The 18,088-nt window shown below is 67.2% G+C and carries 19 protein-coding genes and 4 tRNA genes; 12 read left to right on the top strand and 11 right to left on the bottom strand.

Going from position 1 to position 18,088, the window contains the following annotated elements; translation table 11 throughout:
* Window positions 1–160: 160 nt before the first annotated feature.
* From wzt to ACWCPQ_RS18285, 3 genes are all read right to left on the bottom strand, one after another.
* Window positions 161–1,033, bottom strand: a complete 873-nt coding sequence (gene wzt / locus ACWCPQ_RS18295) for a galactan export ABC transporter ATP-binding subunit Wzt/RfbE (protein WP_449900186.1) — start codon at window positions 1,031–1,033, stop codon at window positions 161–163.
* A 13-nt stretch (window positions 1,034–1,046) separates the two neighbouring features.
* Window positions 1,047–1,901 carry a galactan export ABC transporter permease subunit Wzm/RfbD gene (gene wzm, locus ACWCPQ_RS18290; RefSeq protein WP_449900253.1) on the bottom strand — a complete coding sequence of 285 codons (855 nt, stop codon included), beginning with the start codon at window positions 1,899–1,901 and terminating at the stop codon, window positions 1,047–1,049.
* Window positions 1,902–2,120: 219 nt separating this feature from the next.
* Window positions 2,121–2,711: a bacterial proteasome activator family protein gene (locus ACWCPQ_RS18285; RefSeq protein ID WP_449900184.1), complete on the bottom strand. Its 591-nt coding sequence runs from the start codon at window positions 2,709–2,711 to the stop codon at window positions 2,121–2,123.
* A 197-nt stretch (window positions 2,712–2,908) separates the two neighbouring features.
* Here ACWCPQ_RS18285 and ACWCPQ_RS18280 point away from each other — a divergent pair, with 197 nt between their 5' ends.
* The gene (locus tag ACWCPQ_RS18280; RefSeq protein ID WP_449900181.1) at window positions 2,909–4,111 is read left to right on the top strand and encodes a cysteine desulfurase-like protein; all 1,203 of its coding nucleotides are present in this window, start codon (window positions 2,909–2,911) and stop codon (window positions 4,109–4,111) included.
* Between the two features lie 62 nt (window positions 4,112–4,173).
* On the opposite strand, the gene ACWCPQ_RS18275 is transcribed toward ACWCPQ_RS18280, so the two are convergent.
* Window positions 4,174–5,196 (bottom strand): NAD(P)H-quinone oxidoreductase, encoded by a 1,023-nt coding sequence (locus tag ACWCPQ_RS18275; protein WP_449900179.1) that lies wholly within the window; start codon window positions 5,194–5,196, stop codon window positions 4,174–4,176.
* A gap of 173 nt (window positions 5,197–5,369) precedes the next feature.
* Between ACWCPQ_RS18275 and ACWCPQ_RS18270 the strand changes: the two genes are divergently transcribed.
* The 3 genes from ACWCPQ_RS18270 to ACWCPQ_RS18260 all read left to right on the top strand — a co-directional run bounded on the left by ACWCPQ_RS18270 (window position 5,370) and on the right by ACWCPQ_RS18260 (window position 7,168).
* Complete coding sequence (locus ACWCPQ_RS18270) at window positions 5,370–5,738, top strand: hypothetical protein (protein WP_449900176.1); 369 nt, start codon at window positions 5,370–5,372, stop codon at window positions 5,736–5,738.
* A 90-nt stretch (window positions 5,739–5,828) separates the two neighbouring features.
* Complete coding sequence (locus ACWCPQ_RS18265; protein ID WP_449900175.1) at window positions 5,829–7,004, top strand: alpha-hydroxy-acid oxidizing protein; 1,176 nt, start codon at window positions 5,829–5,831, stop codon at window positions 7,002–7,004.
* Window positions 7,005–7,083: 79 nt separating this feature from the next.
* A tRNA-Ser gene (locus tag ACWCPQ_RS18260) sits at window positions 7,084–7,168 on the top strand.
* A gap of 52 nt (window positions 7,169–7,220) precedes the next feature.
* Here the strand turns inward: ACWCPQ_RS18260 and ACWCPQ_RS18255 are convergent.
* Window positions 7,221–8,222, bottom strand: coding sequence for a zeta toxin family protein (locus ACWCPQ_RS18255; RefSeq protein WP_449900173.1), 1,002 nt, complete (start codon window positions 8,220–8,222; stop codon window positions 7,221–7,223).
* Window positions 8,223–8,401: 179 nt separating this feature from the next.
* Here ACWCPQ_RS18255 and ACWCPQ_RS18250 point away from each other — a divergent pair, with 179 nt between their 5' ends.
* Complete coding sequence (locus ACWCPQ_RS18250) at window positions 8,402–9,016, top strand: putative glycolipid-binding domain-containing protein (protein ID WP_449900171.1); 615 nt, start codon at window positions 8,402–8,404, stop codon at window positions 9,014–9,016.
* 7 nt (window positions 9,017–9,023) lie between these two features.
* Here the strand turns inward: ACWCPQ_RS18250 and ACWCPQ_RS18245 are convergent, their stop codons facing one another.
* Window positions 9,024–9,983, bottom strand: coding sequence for a prephenate dehydrogenase (locus ACWCPQ_RS18245; RefSeq protein WP_449900169.1), 960 nt, complete (start codon window positions 9,981–9,983; stop codon window positions 9,024–9,026).
* Between the two features lie 58 nt (window positions 9,984–10,041).
* On the opposite strand from ACWCPQ_RS18245, the gene ACWCPQ_RS18240 reads away from it, so the two are divergent.
* The 4 genes from ACWCPQ_RS18240 to ACWCPQ_RS18225 all read left to right on the top strand — a co-directional run bounded on the left by ACWCPQ_RS18240 (window position 10,042) and on the right by ACWCPQ_RS18225 (window position 12,989).
* Window positions 10,042–10,581, top strand: coding sequence for a tRNA adenosine deaminase-associated protein (locus tag ACWCPQ_RS18240; protein ID WP_449900167.1), 540 nt, complete (start codon window positions 10,042–10,044; stop codon window positions 10,579–10,581).
* 28 nt (window positions 10,582–10,609) lie between these two features.
* Window positions 10,610–11,044 (top strand): nucleoside deaminase, encoded by a 435-nt coding sequence (locus ACWCPQ_RS18235; protein ID WP_449900166.1) that lies wholly within the window; start codon window positions 10,610–10,612, stop codon window positions 11,042–11,044.
* Window positions 11,045–11,224: 180 nt separating this feature from the next.
* Window positions 11,225–11,312, top strand: a tRNA-Ser gene (locus tag ACWCPQ_RS18230).
* Between the two features lie 420 nt (window positions 11,313–11,732).
* On the top strand, window positions 11,733–12,989 hold the full coding sequence (locus tag ACWCPQ_RS18225; RefSeq protein WP_449900164.1) for an SGNH/GDSL hydrolase family protein: 1,257 nt from the start codon (window positions 11,733–11,735) through the stop codon (window positions 12,987–12,989).
* A gap of 82 nt (window positions 12,990–13,071) precedes the next feature.
* Here the strand turns inward: ACWCPQ_RS18225 and ACWCPQ_RS18220 are convergent, their stop codons facing one another.
* Window positions 13,072–13,896, bottom strand: a complete 825-nt coding sequence (locus ACWCPQ_RS18220; protein ID WP_449900162.1) for a ferredoxin reductase — start codon at window positions 13,894–13,896, stop codon at window positions 13,072–13,074.
* Window positions 13,897–14,073: 177 nt separating this feature from the next.
* Between ACWCPQ_RS18220 and ACWCPQ_RS18215 the strand changes: the two genes are divergently transcribed.
* The 3 genes from ACWCPQ_RS18215 (at window position 14,074) to ACWCPQ_RS18205 (ending at window position 16,272) form a co-directional block, all read left to right on the top strand.
* The gene (locus ACWCPQ_RS18215; RefSeq protein WP_449900160.1) at window positions 14,074–14,685 is read left to right on the top strand and encodes a TetR/AcrR family transcriptional regulator; all 612 of its coding nucleotides are present in this window, start codon (window positions 14,074–14,076) and stop codon (window positions 14,683–14,685) included.
* Window positions 14,686–14,755: 70 nt separating this feature from the next.
* A complete protein-coding gene (locus tag ACWCPQ_RS18210) occupies window positions 14,756–15,292 on the top strand; it encodes a VOC family protein (protein WP_449900158.1) in 537 nt (178 codons plus the stop codon).
* Window positions 15,293–15,423: 131 nt separating this feature from the next.
* On the top strand, window positions 15,424–16,272 hold the full coding sequence (locus ACWCPQ_RS18205; RefSeq protein WP_449900155.1) for a hypothetical protein: 849 nt from the start codon (window positions 15,424–15,426) through the stop codon (window positions 16,270–16,272).
* A 327-nt stretch (window positions 16,273–16,599) separates the two neighbouring features.
* On the opposite strand, the gene ACWCPQ_RS18200 is transcribed toward ACWCPQ_RS18205, so the two are convergent.
* The 4 genes from ACWCPQ_RS18200 to ACWCPQ_RS18185 all read right to left on the bottom strand — a co-directional run bounded on the left by ACWCPQ_RS18200 (window position 16,600) and on the right by ACWCPQ_RS18185 (window position 18,011).
* On the bottom strand, window positions 16,600–16,908 hold the full coding sequence (locus ACWCPQ_RS18200) for a putative quinol monooxygenase (protein ID WP_449900153.1): 309 nt from the start codon (window positions 16,906–16,908) through the stop codon (window positions 16,600–16,602).
* A gap of 71 nt (window positions 16,909–16,979) precedes the next feature.
* Window positions 16,980–17,052: transfer RNA gene (locus ACWCPQ_RS18195), tRNA-Arg, on the bottom strand.
* 36 nt (window positions 17,053–17,088) lie between these two features.
* Window positions 17,089–17,178, bottom strand: a tRNA-Ser gene (locus ACWCPQ_RS18190).
* A 92-nt stretch (window positions 17,179–17,270) separates the two neighbouring features.
* Window positions 17,271–18,011, bottom strand: a complete 741-nt coding sequence (locus tag ACWCPQ_RS18185; protein WP_449900151.1) for a dienelactone hydrolase family protein — start codon at window positions 18,009–18,011, stop codon at window positions 17,271–17,273.
* Window positions 18,012–18,088: the final 77 nt, after the last annotated feature.

Raw genomic sequence — 18,088 nt, 5'->3', positions numbered from 1 at the left:
ACTGACTCGCTCATGCTGTGTTCATCGGGCACGAGCGAGGGCCCTGCGTGGTCACGCTTCGCTTCCGCCTCCGGGCCTGACTCGCTCATGCTGTGTTCATCGGGCACGAGCGAGGGCCCTGCGTGGTCACGCTTCGCTTCCGCCTCCGGGCCTGACTCGCTCATGCTGTGTTGTTCTCCAGTTCTCTTTCGCCGTCGGCCGGCCGCTGTGCTGGTTCCGCGGTGCCACTGCCGGACTTCTCGGCTTCGATCTCCCGCAGGACCGTCGCCACATGGTTACCCGCCTCCGGGCCCTCGTAGGCTCGCACGACTTCTTCGATTCCGCCGTGCAACCGGACCTGGCCGTGATCGATCCACAGCGCTGTATCACAGAGCTGGGCCAGGAATTCGTTGGAATGGCTGGCGAAAACCAGGATGCCGGACCGGGCCACCAGCTCCTGCAACCGGATTCGCGCTTTCTTCATGAACTCCGCGTCGACCGCGCCGATCCCCTCGTCGAGCAGCAGGATCTCCGGGTCGATGGAGGTCACGACGCCCATGGCCAGGCGCACCCGCATACCGGTCGAATAGGTGCGCAACGGCATGGACAGGTACTCGCCGAGTTCGGTGAAATCGGCGATCTCGTCGATCTTGTCCATCATCTGTTTACGGGTCTGCCCCAGGAACAGGCCGCGGATGATGATGTTCTCGTAGCCGGAGATCTCCGGATCCATCCCGACCCCGAGATCGAACACCGGCGCCACCCGGCCACGGATGCGGGCACTACCGCGCGAGGGCTCGTAGATACCGGACAGCAGGCGCAGCAGCGTCGACTTACCCGCGCCGTTGTGACCGACCAGGCCGACCCGGTCGCCCTCCTTCAACGACAGGTTGATATCGCGCAATGCCTCGACCACGACGACATCGGACTGGTTACGGCCGATCGAACCGCCCGCCTTGCCCAGGAACGCTTTTTTCAGCGAACGGGACTTCGCGTCGAAGATCGGGAACTCCACCCACGCCTTGCGGGTTTCGATACTCACGTGATCACTCATGATCGCCTGACTCCTAAACCCAGTAGGGCACGCGTGAACGGTACCGGCGCATTGCCAGGGCAGCGGCGATCCAGCCCACCACGGTGATCGCACCGACGATTACCCAGTGGTACAGCTTCTGGTCGTCGCCGAGCAGCGGCGCGCGCACGATCTCCAGATAGTGGTAGGTGGGCACCACCTCGGCCAGCCGGGCCCGTTCGGCGACCTGACCGCCCTGCTCCTGCAGGCTCTTGGTGTTCCACATCACCGGGGTGAGTACGAACAGCATCAGCGTCATACTGCCCAGGATCGGCGCGATATCGCGGTAGCGGGTGCTGAAGATGCCGAACAGCACCGAAACCCACATGGCGTTGAGGAACAGCAGCATCAGGGCCGGTATCGCGAAGATCGCGGTCCAGTGCAGGTCACGCCAGACCCCGAACAGTGCCAGCACGACGAAGTAGATCGCCGCGTTGTGCGCGAAGAACAGGATCTGCCGCCACACCAGCCGGTACACGTGCACACTCAGCGCGGACGGCAGCTGTTTGATCAGCCCCTCGTTGGCGACGAAGACATCAGCACCCTCCAGGATCGAGGCGTTGATGACGTTCCACACGATCAGGCCGACCGCCACGTACGGCAGATAGTCGGCGAGCGGCTGGCCGAGCAGCGCGGCGTACAGGATACCGATGGCGGTGGCCTGCACACCCGTGGCGATGGTGATCCAGAACGGCCCCAGCACCGACCGCCGGTAGCGCTGTTTGATGTCCTGCCAGCCCAGCGAGAGCCATAGTTCGCGCTGCCGGAACCCATCGCGGATATCGCGCCAGGCCCGGGTCCACGACTGCGAATCCGATTCGATGGGATCCGCGTCGCTCACCTCGGTGATATCGGAGACGGCGGTATCGGCGTCGGCGACCGGGGTCTGCTCGGAACTCACGGGCAACTCATCTGCGGCGGGGTCGTGGTCGGGGCGCACCGGGCTCTCGTCGGTGCTCTCCGGGGCTTCGGTGTTTACCAGGTCGGAGCGAGCGGAAGCTGCAGGCACGGTGCACGACACTACCCCGGCGCGCGAGTCCCGGTACGGGCCGGTTATATACCACCGGGTTCAGAGGTATTGCCCGGTCCCTCCGATGGACTGGCCCGGCTGTCCGCCGCGTACGTCCGCGGTGTGGATACCCGGAGGCAGCGCACCCTGGCGCATCTGCTCGAGCTGTGCCCGCGCGGCCATCTGCTGGGCGAACAGCGCCGTCTGGATTCCGTGGAACAGACCCTCCAGCCACCCGACCAGCTGCGCCTGCGCGATACGCAGTTCCGCGTCCGAGGGGACGGCGTCCTCGCCGAACGGCAGGGCCAGGCGTTCGAGCTCCTCGCGCAGCTCCGGGGCCAGGCCCTGTTCGAGTTCCCTTATCGAGGATTTGTGGATCTCGGCCAGCCGGGTACGGCTGGCGTCGTCGAGCGGAGCGGCCCGTACTTCCTCGAGCAGCTGTTTGATCATGGTCCCGATCCGCATGACCTTGGCCGGCTGTTCGACCATATCGGCCAGCGATTCGGAGTTGTCACGTTCGGCCGCGTCCTGTTCGGGGGCATCCCGGCCGGGGAACGACGCGCTCGTAGCGGCGCCCGCGGGCAGCACCAGCGGCCGGCCTTCGGGGCCGATCACGACAACGGGATCCGATGCGTCATCCGATTGCGTCATGGTCCCCATCATGTCGTGTTCGAGCCGAACGCGCTAAAGCCGGTGGTGACGGCGCGAGTTGTCGGCCGGGCGGCCGAGCGATGAAACGGGCCCGGACGCGGAAACCGGGCCCGGCCGCGCGGGCCTGCGCTCGTGCCCGGGAAAAATCGGCTGGACCAGGGTTACCGATATATAGGCCCTGCCTTAAAGTGACCTGCATGACTTACGACGTCGCGCGGGTCCGGGGACTGATCCCCTCCCTGGCCGACGGCTGGATCAACCTGGCTCCGCAGGCGGGCATGCTTGTTCCGGATTCTGTCTCGCGCGCGGTGTCCACCGGTTTCCGCTCGTCGTCGTTCTCCCACCTCGGCCGCCACGGCGCCGCCAAACGCAGCGCCGATATCCTGCACGACGCCCGGGTGGCGGTCGCGGACCTGGTCGGCGCGGACCCGAGCGGGGTCGTGCTGGGGCCCGATCGTGCCGTACTGCTGGCCTGGCTCGCCGAATCCCTGAGTTCCCGGCTGGGCCTGGGTACCGGGATCGTGTTGTCCCGCCTGGACGACGAGGCGAATGTGGCGCCCTGGCTCCGGATAGCCAACCGCTACGGAGCGCATGTGCGCTGGGCCGAGGTGGAGATCGAGACCTGTGAGATGCCGGGCTGGCAGTTCGAGGAACTCATCGGACCCACCGCCCGGTTGGTCGCGATCACGGCAGCCTCCCCGATCGTCGGTTCGGCGCCCTCGGTGCGGGTGGCGGCCGAACGGGTGCACGAGGTCGGCGGTCTGCTGGTCGCCGACGCGGTCGGTGCCGCGCCGTACGCGCTGATCGATATCGACGACCTGAACGCCGATGTGGTGGCGTTGAGCGCGCCGAGCTGGGGTGGTCCGCAGGTCGGCGCGCTCGTCTTCCGTGATCCCGCCTTCCTGGACCGGATCCCGTCCATGGCGTTGAACCCGTACGCGAAGGGTCCCGAACGGCTGGAGGTCGGTGGGCACCAGTACGCGCTGCTGGCCGGGCTCACCACCTCGATCGACTACCTGGCCGGACTCGACGAACGCGCCGGAGGCACCCGCCGGGAACGGCTGGAACTGTCGATCACCTCGTTGCAGGACTATCACGACCAGCTGTTCGACCATCTGATGAGCACCCTGGAGAAGGTCACCGGGCTGACCGTGATCGGCCGGGCGTCGACCCGGATCCCGACGGTCAGTTTCACCATCGACGGTATGCAGGCGGAGAAGATCGCCGCCGAACTGGCCGATAAGCGCATCAATGTGCTGGCGGGCGCGCACGGCGGCAGCCGGTTACTGGACGCACTGGGTGTGAACGACGAGGGCGGCGCGGTGACCATCGGTCTCGCGCCGTACACGACTCGGCGGGAGATCGATCAGTTCGGCCGGGCCCTGGCCGCGCTCGGCTGACCTGCCCGCGAGCACCTCGGTCGCCTCACGCACGAGCGAGGGCCGCTGCGGTCACGCTCCGCCTAGCCGGCCGGCCCGATCGTGCCGTCCGCCCCGATCCGCAGGATCACCTTGCCGAAGGTGTCGTGCTCGTCGAGCAGTTCGTGCGCCCGGGCGGCCTCGGCCACCGGAACCTCGGCATGGATCACCGGTACGACCGCGCCCGTCTCCAGCAGCGGCCAGACATGCGCGCGGACTTCGGCGATTATGTCGGCCTTGCTGCCCCGCCCGGTGGCCGGACGGTCGCGTAGTTTGAGCGCGCGCACCGTGCCGCGTTTGGCCATGAGTTCGCCCAGGTTCAGTTCCGCGTTCAGGCCGCCCTGCATGCCGATCACGAGCACCTGTCCGTCGAGTGCCAGCGCCGCCACATTGCGCCCCAGATAGGCGGCGCCCATATTGTCGAGGATGATGTCGGCGCCCGGGCCGCCCAGACCCTGTTCGGCTCGGATCAGGTCCACGAAATCGTGTTCCCGGTAGTTGATCAGGACGCTCGCACCGAGTTCGGCGCAGCGCGCCAGCTTCTGTGCCGACCCGGCCGTCACCGCGACCCGCGCGCCCAACTGGACCGCGACCTGGATGGCGTGGGTACCGATCCCGCTGCCCCCACCGTGGACCAGCAGCAACTGTCCGGAATGCAGTCCGGCGGTCATCACCAGATTCGACCAGACGGTCGCCGCGACCTCGGGCAGCCCCGCCGCCGCGGCCAGATCCAGGCCGTCCGGTACCGGGAGCACCTGTCCGGCGGGCACCACGACCTTCTCGGCGTATCCACCGCCGGACAGCAGCGCGCACACCCGGTCGCCGGGCGACCAGTCGCGCACCCCGTCGCCGACCCCGGCGATCACCCCCGAACATTCGAGCCCCGGTATCGGGGTGGTCCCGGGCGGAGGCGCGTAGAACCCTCGCCGCTGCAGGAGATCGGCCCGGTTCACGCCGGCCGCGGCCACCTCGATCAGCACTTCGCCGTGGCCCGGCACCGGATCCGGTGCATCGGACCATTCCATGACCTCGGGGCCACCGAAACCGTTCATATTGATCGCGCGCACCGTCCCATAGTGCCCCAGGAGATCCGCGTAGTGCGCCAGGAGAACTCCGATGTCGCGGCCCGCCGGGCCGCAGCCCCCGGGACGGCTACTGCACTCCGCTTCTCGCTCCGGAGAAGGCCCGTTCCGGTTGTTTAGAGTGCCTCACTACATTGCACTGGTAGAGGAGAAATCGGATGTCGGGACTCACCACCGGAAAGAGACGAACTTCCTCCCTGGGTGCGATCATCACCGGTGCGGCGGTAGCGGGTATTTCGGTGATCGGAACCGGTTCGGCACAGGCTGCGCCGCCGGGGTTCGTGCACTGTGTGGCAGTTCCCGTCGACACCCGAGTCGAGGTGAAATGTACCAATACCGACGTGGGTGCCGCCACCGCCGGAATGGCGGGCCTGTGCACCAACCTGCGCATTCTCTACCGTCAGGCGGAACGAATGCGCGGCGAATCGACGATCGAGTGGACCGAGGACTGCGGTCCGGGCGCGTATCCGATCCTGTGGAACGCAGGAGGGGAGACCGACTACCAGCGGTCGTTCGACGACGACTGACAGCGCGACGACCGACAGCGCCGGGCATGCCCACGCGAACAATCGGAAGAGTGCCCACGCCGTGACCGGACAGGGCTAGCGTGGGTGTCCGTGAGCAGCTTCATCGACTTCCAGAACGAGATCTACCTCCAGGGAATGGGCGGATCGGTACCCGAACTGCCGATGACCGCGGCCGGTTTCGCGGAACGGGCCCGGGAGTTGCTCGACGACCGCGCGTACGCCTACGTGGCCGGGAGCGCCGCCGCGGAACGGACCGCAGCGGCCAACACCTCCGCATTCGACCGGTACCGGATCGTGCCCCGCATGCTGCGCGGTACCAGCGGCCCGGGAGCACGCGACACCTCCGTCGAGGTCCTGGGCACCAAACTGGCCGCTCCCGTGCTGACCTCCCCGGTCGGGGTGCTGGAACTGCTGCACGAGAAGGGCGAGGTGGAGGTGGCCCGGGCCGCCGGGGAACTCGGGGTGGGTACGGTCCTGTCCACCGCGTCCTCCGCCACCATCGAGGAGGTCGGCGAGGTCGCCCGCGACTGGTGGTATCAGCTGTACTGGCCGGCCGACGACGAGCTCGCCCGTTCGTTCGTCGAGCGTGCGGAGCGAGCCGGGGCCAAAGCCGTCGTCGTCACGGTCGACACTCCTTCGCTGGGCTGGCGCCCACGCGATCTCGAACTCGGCCACCTGCCCTTCCTGCTGGGCAAGGGGATCGCCAACTATGTGTCCGACCCGGTCTTCCGGGCGAAGCTCGCCGCGCCACCGGAGGAGAGCGAGGACGCCATGCGGATGGCGATCCTCACCTGGGTCGGTCTGTTCGGCAACCACAGCCTGCGGCCCGCGGACCTGGCCAAGGTGCGCGAATGGACCGACCTGCCGATCGCGGTGAAGGGCGTGCTGCACCCCGACGACGCCCGGCTACTGGTGGATTCCGGTGCGGACGGGATATGGGTGAGCAACCACGGTGGACGCCAGGTCGACAATTCGATCGCCGCGCTGGATGCCCTGGGCCCGATAGTCGGCGCGGTCGGCGACCGCACCGATGTCCTGTTCGACTCGGGTGTCCGCACCGGCTCCGATGTCCTGGTCGCCCTCGCTCTCGGTGCCAAAGCCGTAGGGTACGGCCGTCCCTGGGCCTACGCCCTCGGTATCGCCGGTAACGCGGGCGTACGTCACGCACTGCGCCTGCTGCTGGCCGATTTCGACTCCGCCATGGGACTTTCCGGTTGCGCGGAGCTCGCCGGTATCACCCGCGAACTGCTCGCCGTCCCGCGCTGATCGAAACCGTGTGGTCCGGATGCCACCGGGTTGCTCGGTTTCGGTCGCCACCGGCCGGATCGGTTACCATCGAGGCCTTGGAGACGTGGCAGAGCGGCCGAATGCACTCGCCTTGAAAGCGAGAGTCGTGAGAGCGACCGGGGGTTCAAATCCCTCCGTCTCCGCTCATGGTTGCGTGACCGGCGCCGGCGTACCGCCGTCCGTGCCCGAGCCGGGTCAGCCCGGTACCAGCATGGACGCGTGGTCCATTTCGACCAGCAGCCGCTGCCAGTCGGCCGCCCGCTCGGGCGCGTCGATATTTGCCTGCGCCAGCATTTCCCGGAATCTCATGGCCCTCTCGAAATACGCGTATTCCTCATCCGCGGTCGGCGGACGGTCCCGTTCTACCTGCAGGGTGTGCCAGCCTCTGGGTGGATCGGCCCATTCACCTGTCGCCATCCGATGGTTTTCGAACAGTACTTCTGAGCGGGTTCGCACCCGGAGTGCGTCGACAGCTACCGGTGGCCGGTCCGATTCGAGCATTCGGAGCAGATCGGCCGAACCGTGGAAGCAGGCCGTCTGCGCGGTACCCGGCACGTACCGCCCGGTGCCGTAGCGCAGGCGTTCACGGAGGAACCGGGCCAGGACAGAGGCCTCGCTCTCGGCCCGCGATACCGCTACGGCCTCGACCACCGAGCCGTAGCGGTTCTGCTGGAAGCGGCGGATGAGTTGCGCTGCTCGCATCGGGTCGCTCGCACCTTCTTCGAGGACGGCGGACCGGCGTCGGGCGATCACGTAATCGGCGGCCATATCGAGCCATCGCTCGGCGATGGGATACAGGTGGTCACCGGTGGTGAAGTCATCGCAGTCCCGCAGTGCCGCGAACTCAGGGTGGTGGCGGACGTAGTTGTCGGCGATGAGCGGGACCGCTTCGCCTCGCCCTCGGAAGGACTCGGCGACAGCCCGGACTGTTGTCGTCTTGCCGGCGCCGGGCTGTCCCACCACTGTAGTCAGCACGAGTCGTCCGGAGGTCTTCCTGCCGCCGACTGCCGCCTCCAAGTGCTCGGGGACTATCTCCTTGTCGAAGATGCGCTGCATATCGCGCTCGGACAACGCATAACGCTGGACGCCCTCCCGTAGTCGGCCCGCGAAATGGTGACCCGTCCTGCTCCAGTAATCGGTCGCGGTGTGCAGAGTGTGGCGGATACGTCCGAGTCCCCCGCATACGGTTGCCGCCACAGCCGAACTCGCACCATCCACAACTTTCGATTGTCTCGGGGCGATGGATGTCGCCTTCTCCACGGTGACAACGTGCGGCGACAGTCGACCTGCCGTGGTCCGGCTTTTCCGGGGTTGTGGCGGACGCGCGAAAGCTCCGGGTATACGCCGGCGGACCCCGTGTTGCGTACGGTGGACACGTGACGCAATCGAGCGACGTAACCCCCGGCCCGGCCGTGACACCGGCCTCCGGGCGGTGGCCCGCCGTGCTGACCTGGCGTGCGCACGACGGCTCGCGGATGGAATCGGTTCGCGTAACTCTCAACGGCAAGCGGATCCGGGCCAGCGGCCGGATCATCGGTAGCGGTTGCGGCGAGCACAGTGCGTTCAGCGCCTCCTACGACCTGGTCACCGACGAGAACGGGGCGACCAGGCGGCTGTCGCTGAGCAGTACCACCGCCGCCGGGGAGCGGCACGCCTCCCTCGCCCGCGACGAGGAGAACTACTGGCTCGTCGATGCGACCGGGACCCATGTCCGGTCCACGTTCGGTGGAGCGCTGGACGCCGATGTGGTGCTCAGCCCGTTCTTCAATACTCTGCCCATCCGCCGGTTCGGGCTGCAGCACGCCATGGAGGATGTGCAGGTCCCGGTGGTCTACGTTCGGTTGCCGGAGCTGACGGTGCAGGAGGCCGATCTCACCTACAGCAGCGCCGGGGACGGGATCAGCGTTCTCTCGCCGGTGTCCAGTGCCACCCTGACCGTCGACCCGGACGGTTTCGTTCTCGACTATCCGGGTCTGGCCGAGCGGGTCTGAGCGCGGATCAGCCGGCTGGGTCGAGCCGGGTGACGACTCCGCCCGCCCGCCCGGCCTCCTGTAGTTTCTCCAGCCAGCCGTCCGCGCCGGGGACGATCCCGGTGATCTCCCAGCGGGCCGCCGCTTCGTAGCGCAGCCGGGCTGCGTGCCCGGCCGCCGTGAGGTCGGCCAGTGAGGTTTCGGCGCTCAGCGTCGCCCTGGCTTCGTGCAGTGCGGTCAGTGTTTCGTCCAGTACCGCGAGCAGGGCGTCGGAGTTGGGTTCGCAGATCGCGCGCACCAGGTCGGGTGCGGTCCCGGCGACCCGGGTGCCGTCCCGGAACGATCCGGCGGCCAGTCCCAGCGCCAGGTCGCCGCCGCGGGCGCCCGCCACCGCCAGTGCCTCGGCGAGGATATGCGGTAGATGCGAGATCCGGGCTACGGCGCGATCGTGCTCGGCGGCGATCACCGGTACGGCCACCGCCCCGCAGTCCAGGGCCAGCCGTGTCACTCGTGTCCAGGTGGCCGCATCGGTCCCCGGGTCCACTCCCACCGCCCAGGCCGCGCCGCGGAACAGTTCCGGATCGGTTGCCTGCCATCCCGATTCGGCGGTGCCGGCCATCGGATGTCCGCCGACGTAGCGACCCTCCAACCCGTAGCGCCGGACGGCCGCCGCGACAGGGGCCTTCACACTCACCACATCGGTCAGTGCGCATTCCGGTGCGTGCTCGGCGATCGCGTCGAGCATCGCGTCGACCGCCGGCATCGGTACAGCGATCACGATGAGCGCATCGCTTCCGGCGGCCCGGCGCAGCACCGCCGGGAGGTCGTCGCCGACATCGAAACCCGAGGTCCGGGCCGCCGCCACGCCCGGCGCCGAGCGGTTGTATCCCCAGGCGGTGCGACCGGCCGCGGTCGCCGCACGCAGCAGCGATCCGCCGATCAAACCGGTCCCGAGAACACAGAGCGCCGTATGGTCGTCAGCAGTCACCGGAACAGATTCGCATACGACTTCATCTAACGGCCCCGGGCCGACTACCGTTGCGCCCATGGCAGCACAGCGCGCGGGCACGAACAAGGCGGCGTCGGAAGATTACGACGACGTGGAGGGGTTCGCGGTGGCCGTTGTCCGGGAAGACGGTACCTGGCGGTGCACCCCGCTGACCGAGGCCGCGCTCACCACCTTGTCCGCGGCGGAGAACGAGCTGAAGGCTCTGCGTTCCTCCGGTGCGGTCTTCGGTCTCCTGGACGTCGACGACGAATTCTTCATCGTGGTCCGCCCCGCCCCCAGCGGCACCCGGTTGCTGGTGTCCGACGCGACAGCGGCCATCGATTACGACATCGCCGCCGATGTCCTCGAGGAACTGCATATCGAGATTCCCGATATCGATCCCGACGAACTCGACGACGTCGAACCGTGGGAAGAGGGCGATCTGGGCATCCTGGCCGATCTGGGTCTGCCCGAACCGGTACTCAGTGTGATCCTCGCCGAAACCGACCTCTATCCCGACGAGCAGCTCACGATGATCGCCCAGCGCCTGGGTTTCTCGTCGGAGTTCTCCGCGGTGCTCGACAAACTTCCCCGCTGAGTTGAGCGTTTCGCTCTCCGATACCGAGATGGTGCGTACGGCCCTGGCCGTCGCTGCCACGGCAGATCCACGCGATGTACCGGTGGGGGCGGTGGTGTTCGACAGCCGGGGCCGCGAACTGGCCCGCGCCACCAATGCGCGTGAAGCCACCGGCGACCCCACCGCGCACGCCGAGGTGCTGGCGCTGCGCCGTGCCGCCGCGATCCATGGTGACGGCTGGCGGCTCACCGGCGCCACCCTCGCGGTGACGCTGGAACCGTGCACCATGTGTGCCGGCGCGCTGGTCGCGGCCCGGGTGGACCGGCTGCTGTTCGGGGCCTGGGAGCCGAAGACCGGTGCGGTGGGTTCATTGTGGGATGTGGTGCGCGACCGGCGTCTGAACCACCGGCCCCAGGTGCGCGGCGGAATCCTGGAGGCCGAATGTGTGGCGCTTCTCGACGACTTCTTCCGGTCACAGCGCTGAACGTTCTTCCGGCCGCAGCGGTGAGCGTTTGTTCGTGTGGCGGCGCTGGAGCGTTGTCCGGGTGGCAGCGCTGAGCGGAACGTCGCTCCGGGATGAGACGGAGAGCGCGAACGGTCCGGTATGTGCGCAGGTCGCGGCCCCGATTTAGGGATACCGGAACGGTCCGGTATTCTGGCGGGCGGTGGCGTGTCCGAGCGGCCTAAGGAGCACGCCTCGAAAGCGTGTGAGGGGTAACCCCCCTCCGAGGGTTCAAATCCCTCCGCCACCGCTGCAGCCCCTCATCCGGATGTCCGGGTGAGGGGCTTTTTGCTGTGCGCGTACGGCCGCATCTCCGACCGCGGCCCCGTCAAGTGACGCAGTGCCGACCGCCGCTCTGCCGACCACTTCCCGGCTGATCGATCCGCTCGGAAGTGTGGTCTCCGTCACGGTTCCATGTTAATGGAACAATAGTTCCGTTAGCTCGGTTGGGTCTCGATATGACAGCGACTGAGACCGGCTATCGGTCGATCCCCGCGGCGGGCCGCCCGCTTCCGGCGCCCGATTCGCACTCGCCTCCGGTGCTTTCCGGCGCACCGGCGCAACTCCGCCCGAATCGCCACGCTCCGCACGGCCGCGATATCGCGGCCGACGCGTTCGAGCGAACGCCCGGCTCATATGCCCCGCAACAACTCCGAGATCGGAAGAACCGATGAATATCAGCAGTAAACCGCTGGCCGTCCTCGCCGCGGCGGTCGTCGCTGTCGGCCTGGCCGCCGCATGCTCACCCGCACCCGGCGAATCCGGTGGGCCGCAGACTTGGACCACCGCGTGGTCTGTCCCCATGCAGGCCCCGAGCGAAGGGTTCGAACCGAATTGGGCTATCGACGGCTTCGCTGACCAGACAGTCCGGCAGGTGGTCCGGGCCACCGGGGGCGGCACCCGGGCCCGGATCACCCTGTCCAACCTCTTCGGCGACGACGAACTCCGGATCGCCGGGGGCACCATCGCGCGTGCCGACCGGGGTGCGCAGGTACACGCGGACACGACTCGGCCCTTGAAGTTCGCCGGTGCCGACTCGGTGACCGTGGCACCGGGTGCGGAAGTCACCAGTGACGCTGCCGAACTGCGGTTGGCGCCGTTCGAATCGGCGACGGTCACGCTGTATCTGGCCGATCCGACCGGTCCGGCGACCTTCCACGCCCAGGGGTATGCCAGTACCTATCGCGCCACGGGTGATCATGTCTCGGACGCCGCGGGAACCGCTTTCACCGAAGCGACGCACTCCTGGTACTACCTGTCCGACCTCGAGGTCTCCGGTGGTCCCGAAGATGTCGAGACCGTCGTCGCGTTCGGTGATTCGATCACCGACGGCTTCGGATCGGACAACGACGGCGACAATCGCTATCCCGACGTGCTCGCCGAATCGCTCGCCGGGGACGGGCCGGAGCGAACAGTGCTCAACGCCGGTATCGGCGGGAATATGATCCTGCGCGATTCGAAGTGGTACGGCGAGAGCGGATTGCGCCGTTTCGACCGTGATGTGCTCGGCACGCCCGGCGTGGATACGGTGATCGTGCTCGGCGGCCTGAACGATATCGGTTTCTCCGAGGTCGATCTGCCGACCTACAAACCCGATGCCGATGTGTCGGTGGACGAGCTCATCGCCGGGTACCGCGACCTGATCGCCCGCGCGCACCGGGCCGGAGTGACCGTCGTCGGCGCCACGCTGTTACCGATGAAGGGTGCCGAGTACTACACCGACACCTCCGCGGCGAAGATCCGGGCCGTCAACAACTGGATCCGAACCAGCGGTGAATACGACGCGGTCGTCGATCTCAACGCGGTGATGGCCGATCCCACCGATCCGGAGCGGATGAACGGAGCGTACGACTCCGGTGATCACAAACACCCCAATGCCGCCGGGTACGCGGTCATGGCCGCCGCCGTCGATCAGCAGGCTTTCTGATGGACGGGAACCCGTAGCCGGGTGGCAGGTCGATCCTGCGCCACCGCACTGAACCCTCCCTCTGCCTGTGTGGATGGAGGGTTCAGTGCGGTGGCCCGCAGGGGCGGCCACGATCCGGGTCGTCGTGCGCTCGGGCCCTGGCTGCCCGGGCGGCCGGAAACCGTTCCAGATGAAGCGAACTCGTCGGAGCGACGCGCGGTACGGCGTGGATCGCGGCTTCGAGCATGGCCGGGGGGCCGCACACGTATACCGCCGTCCCGGGTTCCGCGCGAGTGAGGAGTTCGGCCATGTCGGGGGGCCCGAATTCGTCGTCGGGGCGGATCAGGGCGCCGGGCACCCGGTCGAGGAACGGCATCGAATCCCGGCTGCGTCCGGTGTAGATCAGGGTGCCGCGCCGACCGGCCGCCTGCGCCATGGGCAGGATCGCGGTGATGCCCATACCGCCCGCGATGAACAGATAGTCGGGGGCGTCCAGAAAGGGGTAGGTGTGCCGCGGCCCGTGCACCCGCAGCGCATCGCCGCTGCGCAGATTCTCGTGGATCTCGATGGACCCGCCGTCACCGTGCGGCATGAGCCGGACGGCTATCCGGTAGGACGACCGGTCCCGTGGGTCTCCACACAGCGAATACTGCCGGCGGCGGCCGGAGGGTAGGAATACGTCCAGATGGGCGCCGGGGAGCCAGGCGGGCAGTGGTTCGCCCTCCGGGTCGACGAGTACCACTCCGACCACATCCGCCGCTTCGCGCTGGATGGCGGCGACCACGAGTTGCCTGTTGAATCCGTTGTTCCACAGTACTTTCGACTGCGGTAGAAACGAGGCGGGGCGGTGTGCGACAAATATCGAACGGCAGACATCCACGGCTGTCCCGATCATCTGGAACCCACGAGCCGGTACCTGGGTGCCCATCAGCTACCTCCCGATAGTCGGGTCGGACGACGACGCACCAGATAGAAACAAGCGGCTGCTTGGCTGGTCTGCACCATTCGGCGAATGTACATCACAACATAATTAATAGCAATGTTGCAATATTGCGAGTGCCCGATAGGTGTTTGCGCTCACGCGGTACTTGCTAGCGTTAACTGCATGTCCGCCGCGCACACATCGTCACCCGGGCTGCAGGATGGTATCGAGGCTCGCATTCTGGACGCGGCGTTGATCAGATTCAGCGAGTTCGGCGTCAAGAAGACGACCATCGAAGACATCGCCAGGCAGGCCGGTGTCGACCGCGTCACCGTATACCGCCGCATCGGATCACGCGACGACGTGGTGCAGGCGGTGGTGAGCCGGGAGGTAGCCGCGGTCCTCATCGAGGTCGATGCCATCTCCACCCGGCACTCGACTCTGGCCGACCTCGTCGCCGATATCTTTGTGACAGTAGTCACACGATGGCGGAGTCATCCACTGGTCAAACGGATGCTGACCGTCGAACCGGAACGCATCCTGGAAAAATTGACCGTAGAAGGCGGCCCGGTGTTCGCCATGTCGGTGGCCGCCGCACATACCGCGCTGTGCCGCGCCGCGGACGCCGGGATGTTCGCCGAACCCGCCGATCTGCTGACCCGCGCCGAAGTCGCATGCCGACTGGTGCATTCGTTCATCCTGTGCCCGACCGGCCTGGTGCCCCTGGAATCGGACGAGCAGTTGGACGAATTCGCCCGCCACTATGTGGTTCCCATAGTCACCCTGGAGCACTGAGACCGGATTTCCGGGACGCGCCGCCGAATTGCGGCCGCGTTCTGTCCTGTTCTGGTGCCATGCTCGCGGCATGACGACATCACCCCTGATCAGCCGCACCACGGACCTCGGCAACGGGTACGGAAGTCTCAACGCGTTCGCCGCTGTCAAAGGCCCCGGCGGTGCCCGGGCCTTCATCGAATTCCTGACCGCGGTGTTCGACGGACGAGAGACACCGGACGCACACGCCGTCGATACCGACGGACTGCTGATCCACGCGGAAGTGCGCATCGGAGATTCGTGCCTGATGGTGGTCGACTCCAAGCCGGACTGGGTCTTCAGCCCGGCCCTCCTCCAGGTCAATGTGACCGACTGCGACGAGATCCTGCGCCGCGCCGCCGCGCACGGGTCGCGGGTGATCACCGGGACCACCCCGTTCTACGGGGGTTCCTCGCTGGCCCGCTTCGTCGACCCGTGGAGCAATGTGTGGTGGCTGTTCGGCCCCGCGATCGACGGCGCGCCGGAACCGACCTGGGATCCCGACGCGGCGACCGAGGAATCCGAGGTCCATGCCACGATCTGCCGGGCCATGCGAGAACTGTCCGCGCCGCCCGGCCCGGCCTCCTAGCTCCGGGCCGGGCGGGACCCCGATGTCCGCATCCGTCCGGTTCCGGCGGGGTAGTGAATTGCCCACGCCGTCGAACCGGCACGGATTGCGGAAATCGGCGGACGATATCGGCGGTCCGGAAGAATCGAGGTATGACCGGTCTCGTCCTCACACCCGAACGCCGAACCGAACTGGCCGCGCTGCTCGACGACGAGGCCCGGCTGCGAGCGGAATACCCGAAGGTCGCCGAGTATCTGTCCACCGCCCCGCTGCTGGGCGGGACCGGCGACGATCAGGCGGATGCGGCCTTCGATCTGCGATTCGTGCACTTCATGACCGGAGGTGACGCCGAATCGGGTAATCCGTACTGGGAGATAGTCGGCCCGTCCGCCGGTACCGCCGGAGATCGCCGGGTCGTCCACGGTGGCAACGCGGAAGGAAGCGTCCGGCTGGGGTTTGCCCAGACGATCCTGCAGGCCGCCTACGCTTATGCGATCCCGTCACCGGAGACGCTCGACTGGATCGAGGCGTTCGGGGCCGGTCGGCCGGTGATCGAATTGGGAGCCGGGCGAGGCTACTGGGCACGATTGCTCGCCGATCGGGGCGTACCGGTGCGAGCCTTCGATTCCGCGCCCCCGGATACTTCGGTGAACGTGTCCTTCCCGGGGAGTGCCGGGAACCGGCCGGTGTGGTTCCCGGTCGGCACTGTGGACGGTTTCGAGACCGAACTGGACGAGAACTCCATCCTGTTCCTGTGCTGGCCGCCGGGCTGGGGCGACCGGATGGCGTCGGCCGCACTCGAATTGTTCGAGGCCAGAGGCGGCCGCCGGCTGATCTACGTCGGCGAACCCGCGGGTGGCAAAACCGGCGACGGCGCCTTCTTCGAGCGCCTGGCGGCGGGATGGTCGCTCGAATCCGTGGACGGCCGGCACGTCGCCTGGTGGAACCTGGGCGATATCGCCCAGGGCTGGGTCCGCAACGGAAACCGGCCGTCGGCCTGATCGGACGGAACGGGCAAGGGGCACCGTGACGACCACCTCCCCATGTCTGCGGACCGGAAGCCGCTACCGCAGTGCGACTTCGACGCCGTCGGTAAATACCGGCTTGTGGATCTCGATGGTCTCTGTCGGGCCGTCAATTGCCGAATCGGCCGGGCCGGGTAGGCGGTGAAGCGCGACGAGGGCTCCGCGAACGCGATCACCGCGTTCCACGCCCGATTTCTGTGCACCTCGTTCTCTGAGGTGCGCGAGCACTACTACGTCGGAGACGGATTCCAGCAGGTGATGGAGTGCGATCAGGGCAGCGAGTCCGGGCACGTTGTGATCAGGTCAGCGAGGAAGTCCCTTGGCGGCCGCGGGTGTGAGGAACTCGACCCGGAAGTCGGCGACATAGTCGGCGCGTCGGTCGAGGAATCGGCGCGTATGCGGCTGCCGCTCGTGCTCTTCGAACGCTTCGCGGTCTCGGTAGACCTCGTAGAACACCCGAGCCAATGGGGCGTCAGCGACCGTGTGTGTGGCATAGACGAGGGTTCCGGGTTCGAGCTCGGCAATGCCTTCGGCTGTCTCGGCTACCAACCGGTCGAAAGCTCCGGCGGCCTCGGCGTCCTTCAGGTCGAACCTCACCACTAGTGCGAACATCGACCCTTCTATTCGGCTGCCCAGACGAATCAACCCCCTCCCGGCCGATGCCGAGTGGGGGTTGATTGTTGTGCGCCCGAAGGGATTCGAACCCCTAACCTTCTGATCCGTAGTCAGATGCTCTATCCGTTGAGCTACGGGCGCGTGCACATATTCAGTTGTCGCCCGGTTTCCCGGGCGTGGCGGAGGCGAGAGGATTTGAACCTCCGGTCCCCGTGAAGGGACAACTCATTAGCAGTGAGTCCCATTCGGCCGCTCTGGCACGCCTCCTGGAGCCTTCTCTTCGAGGGCACCGGTCCTTTCGAACCGCCGAGCAGAAAGGCTACCCGAGCTTACATAGAAACTGCAAAACGGCTGGTCGATCAGCGTAGGTTGGCGTCGAACCAGTCGAAAATGCGGGTTCGGGAGTCGACCAGATCGTCGGCGTCGTCTTCATCGCTCGCCCGGTTGTCGGCGCGGTGCAGCAGGCCCGGATAGATGACGACGAGATTCGCGACGGCGGCTCGGGCCGTGGCCTCGCGCAGTGAGTCGATGTCGTCGGCGGGGGTGCCGGGTTCGGCGCCGAACAGACCCAGCCAGGGAGCCTGTAGGCGGGGTGCGGCGACCACGAGCGCTTCGGCCTGCTCGGTGATGGGGTCGGCGATGCCGTGGGCGCCGACACTGACCGCGGCGCCGACGGGGCGGTTGGTGGCCACCAGGAAGGCCGCGGTGCCGGCGGTGTCGAAACCGAGTACACCGATGCAGTCCGGGAAGACGCCGCGATGGGTGAGCCAGTCGAAGCAGGCGTCGAAATCCTCGAAGAGTTCGTCGCCGTACACCCCGGCCGACGAGGCCGTCGCCCGGTGGAAGAGGTTCGGTGCGACGACGAGCCAGCCCTCGCCGGCGAGGGCACGCATGAACTCCAGCAACGATCCGGTGAACTCCCGGGCCTCGTGCAACAGCACGATGCCGCCGCGCGCGAATCCGTCCGGTTCGATAACGGTGATGGGCACATGTTCGTCGGCTTTCGGGCTGTTGGCAGCCTGTGTCGGCGCTCCGTCGTGTCCGTTCGCTTCCGGTTCGCCGCGCCGCAGCAGCGCGATATCGTCATAAGTGCCCGACATGTTCCCAGCGTAGGGCGATATCCCGGGTGCGGGGAGAATTAGCAGTTGAGCAGCCCGAAAGTGGCTCGATCGAGACC

The organism is Nocardia sp. NPDC001965 (genome assembly GCF_053594175.1).
Note: the sequence above shows the minus strand (reverse complement) of the source record. Positions and strands in the feature narration are given on the sequence as shown.

Coding starts and splice junctions, on each gene's coding strand:
- ACWCPQ_RS18205 (WP_449900155.1), top strand. CDS start 15,424: ATGACCGGTCTCGTCCTCACACCCGAACGCCGAACCGAACTGGCCGCG.
- ACWCPQ_RS18280 (WP_449900181.1), top strand. CDS start 2,909: ATGACTTACGACGTCGCGCGGGTCCGGGGACTGATCCCCTCCCTGGCC.
- ACWCPQ_RS18235 (WP_449900166.1), top strand. CDS start 10,610: ATGGTGCGTACGGCCCTGGCCGTCGCTGCCACGGCAGATCCACGCGAT.
- wzt (WP_449900186.1), bottom strand. CDS start 1,033: ATGAGTGATCACGTGAGTATCGAAACCCGCAAGGCGTGGGTGGAGTTC.
- ACWCPQ_RS18270 (WP_449900176.1), top strand. CDS start 5,370: ATGTCGGGACTCACCACCGGAAAGAGACGAACTTCCTCCCTGGGTGCG.
- ACWCPQ_RS18285 (WP_449900184.1), bottom strand. CDS start 2,711: ATGACGCAATCGGATGACGCATCGGATCCCGTTGTCGTGATCGGCCCC.
- ACWCPQ_RS18185 (WP_449900151.1), bottom strand. CDS start 18,011: ATGTCGGGCACTTATGACGATATCGCGCTGCTGCGGCGCGGCGAACCG.
- ACWCPQ_RS18210 (WP_449900158.1), top strand. CDS start 14,756: ATGACGACATCACCCCTGATCAGCCGCACCACGGACCTCGGCAACGGG.
- ACWCPQ_RS18240 (WP_449900167.1), top strand. CDS start 10,042: ATGGCAGCACAGCGCGCGGGCACGAACAAGGCGGCGTCGGAAGATTAC.
- ACWCPQ_RS18200 (WP_449900153.1), bottom strand. CDS start 16,908: ATGTTCGCACTAGTGGTGAGGTTCGACCTGAAGGACGCCGAGGCCGCC.
- ACWCPQ_RS18220 (WP_449900162.1), bottom strand. CDS start 13,896: ATGGGCACCCAGGTACCGGCTCGTGGGTTCCAGATGATCGGGACAGCC.
- ACWCPQ_RS18225 (WP_449900164.1), top strand. CDS start 11,733: ATGAATATCAGCAGTAAACCGCTGGCCGTCCTCGCCGCGGCGGTCGTC.
- ACWCPQ_RS18215 (WP_449900160.1), top strand. CDS start 14,074: ATGTCCGCCGCGCACACATCGTCACCCGGGCTGCAGGATGGTATCGAG.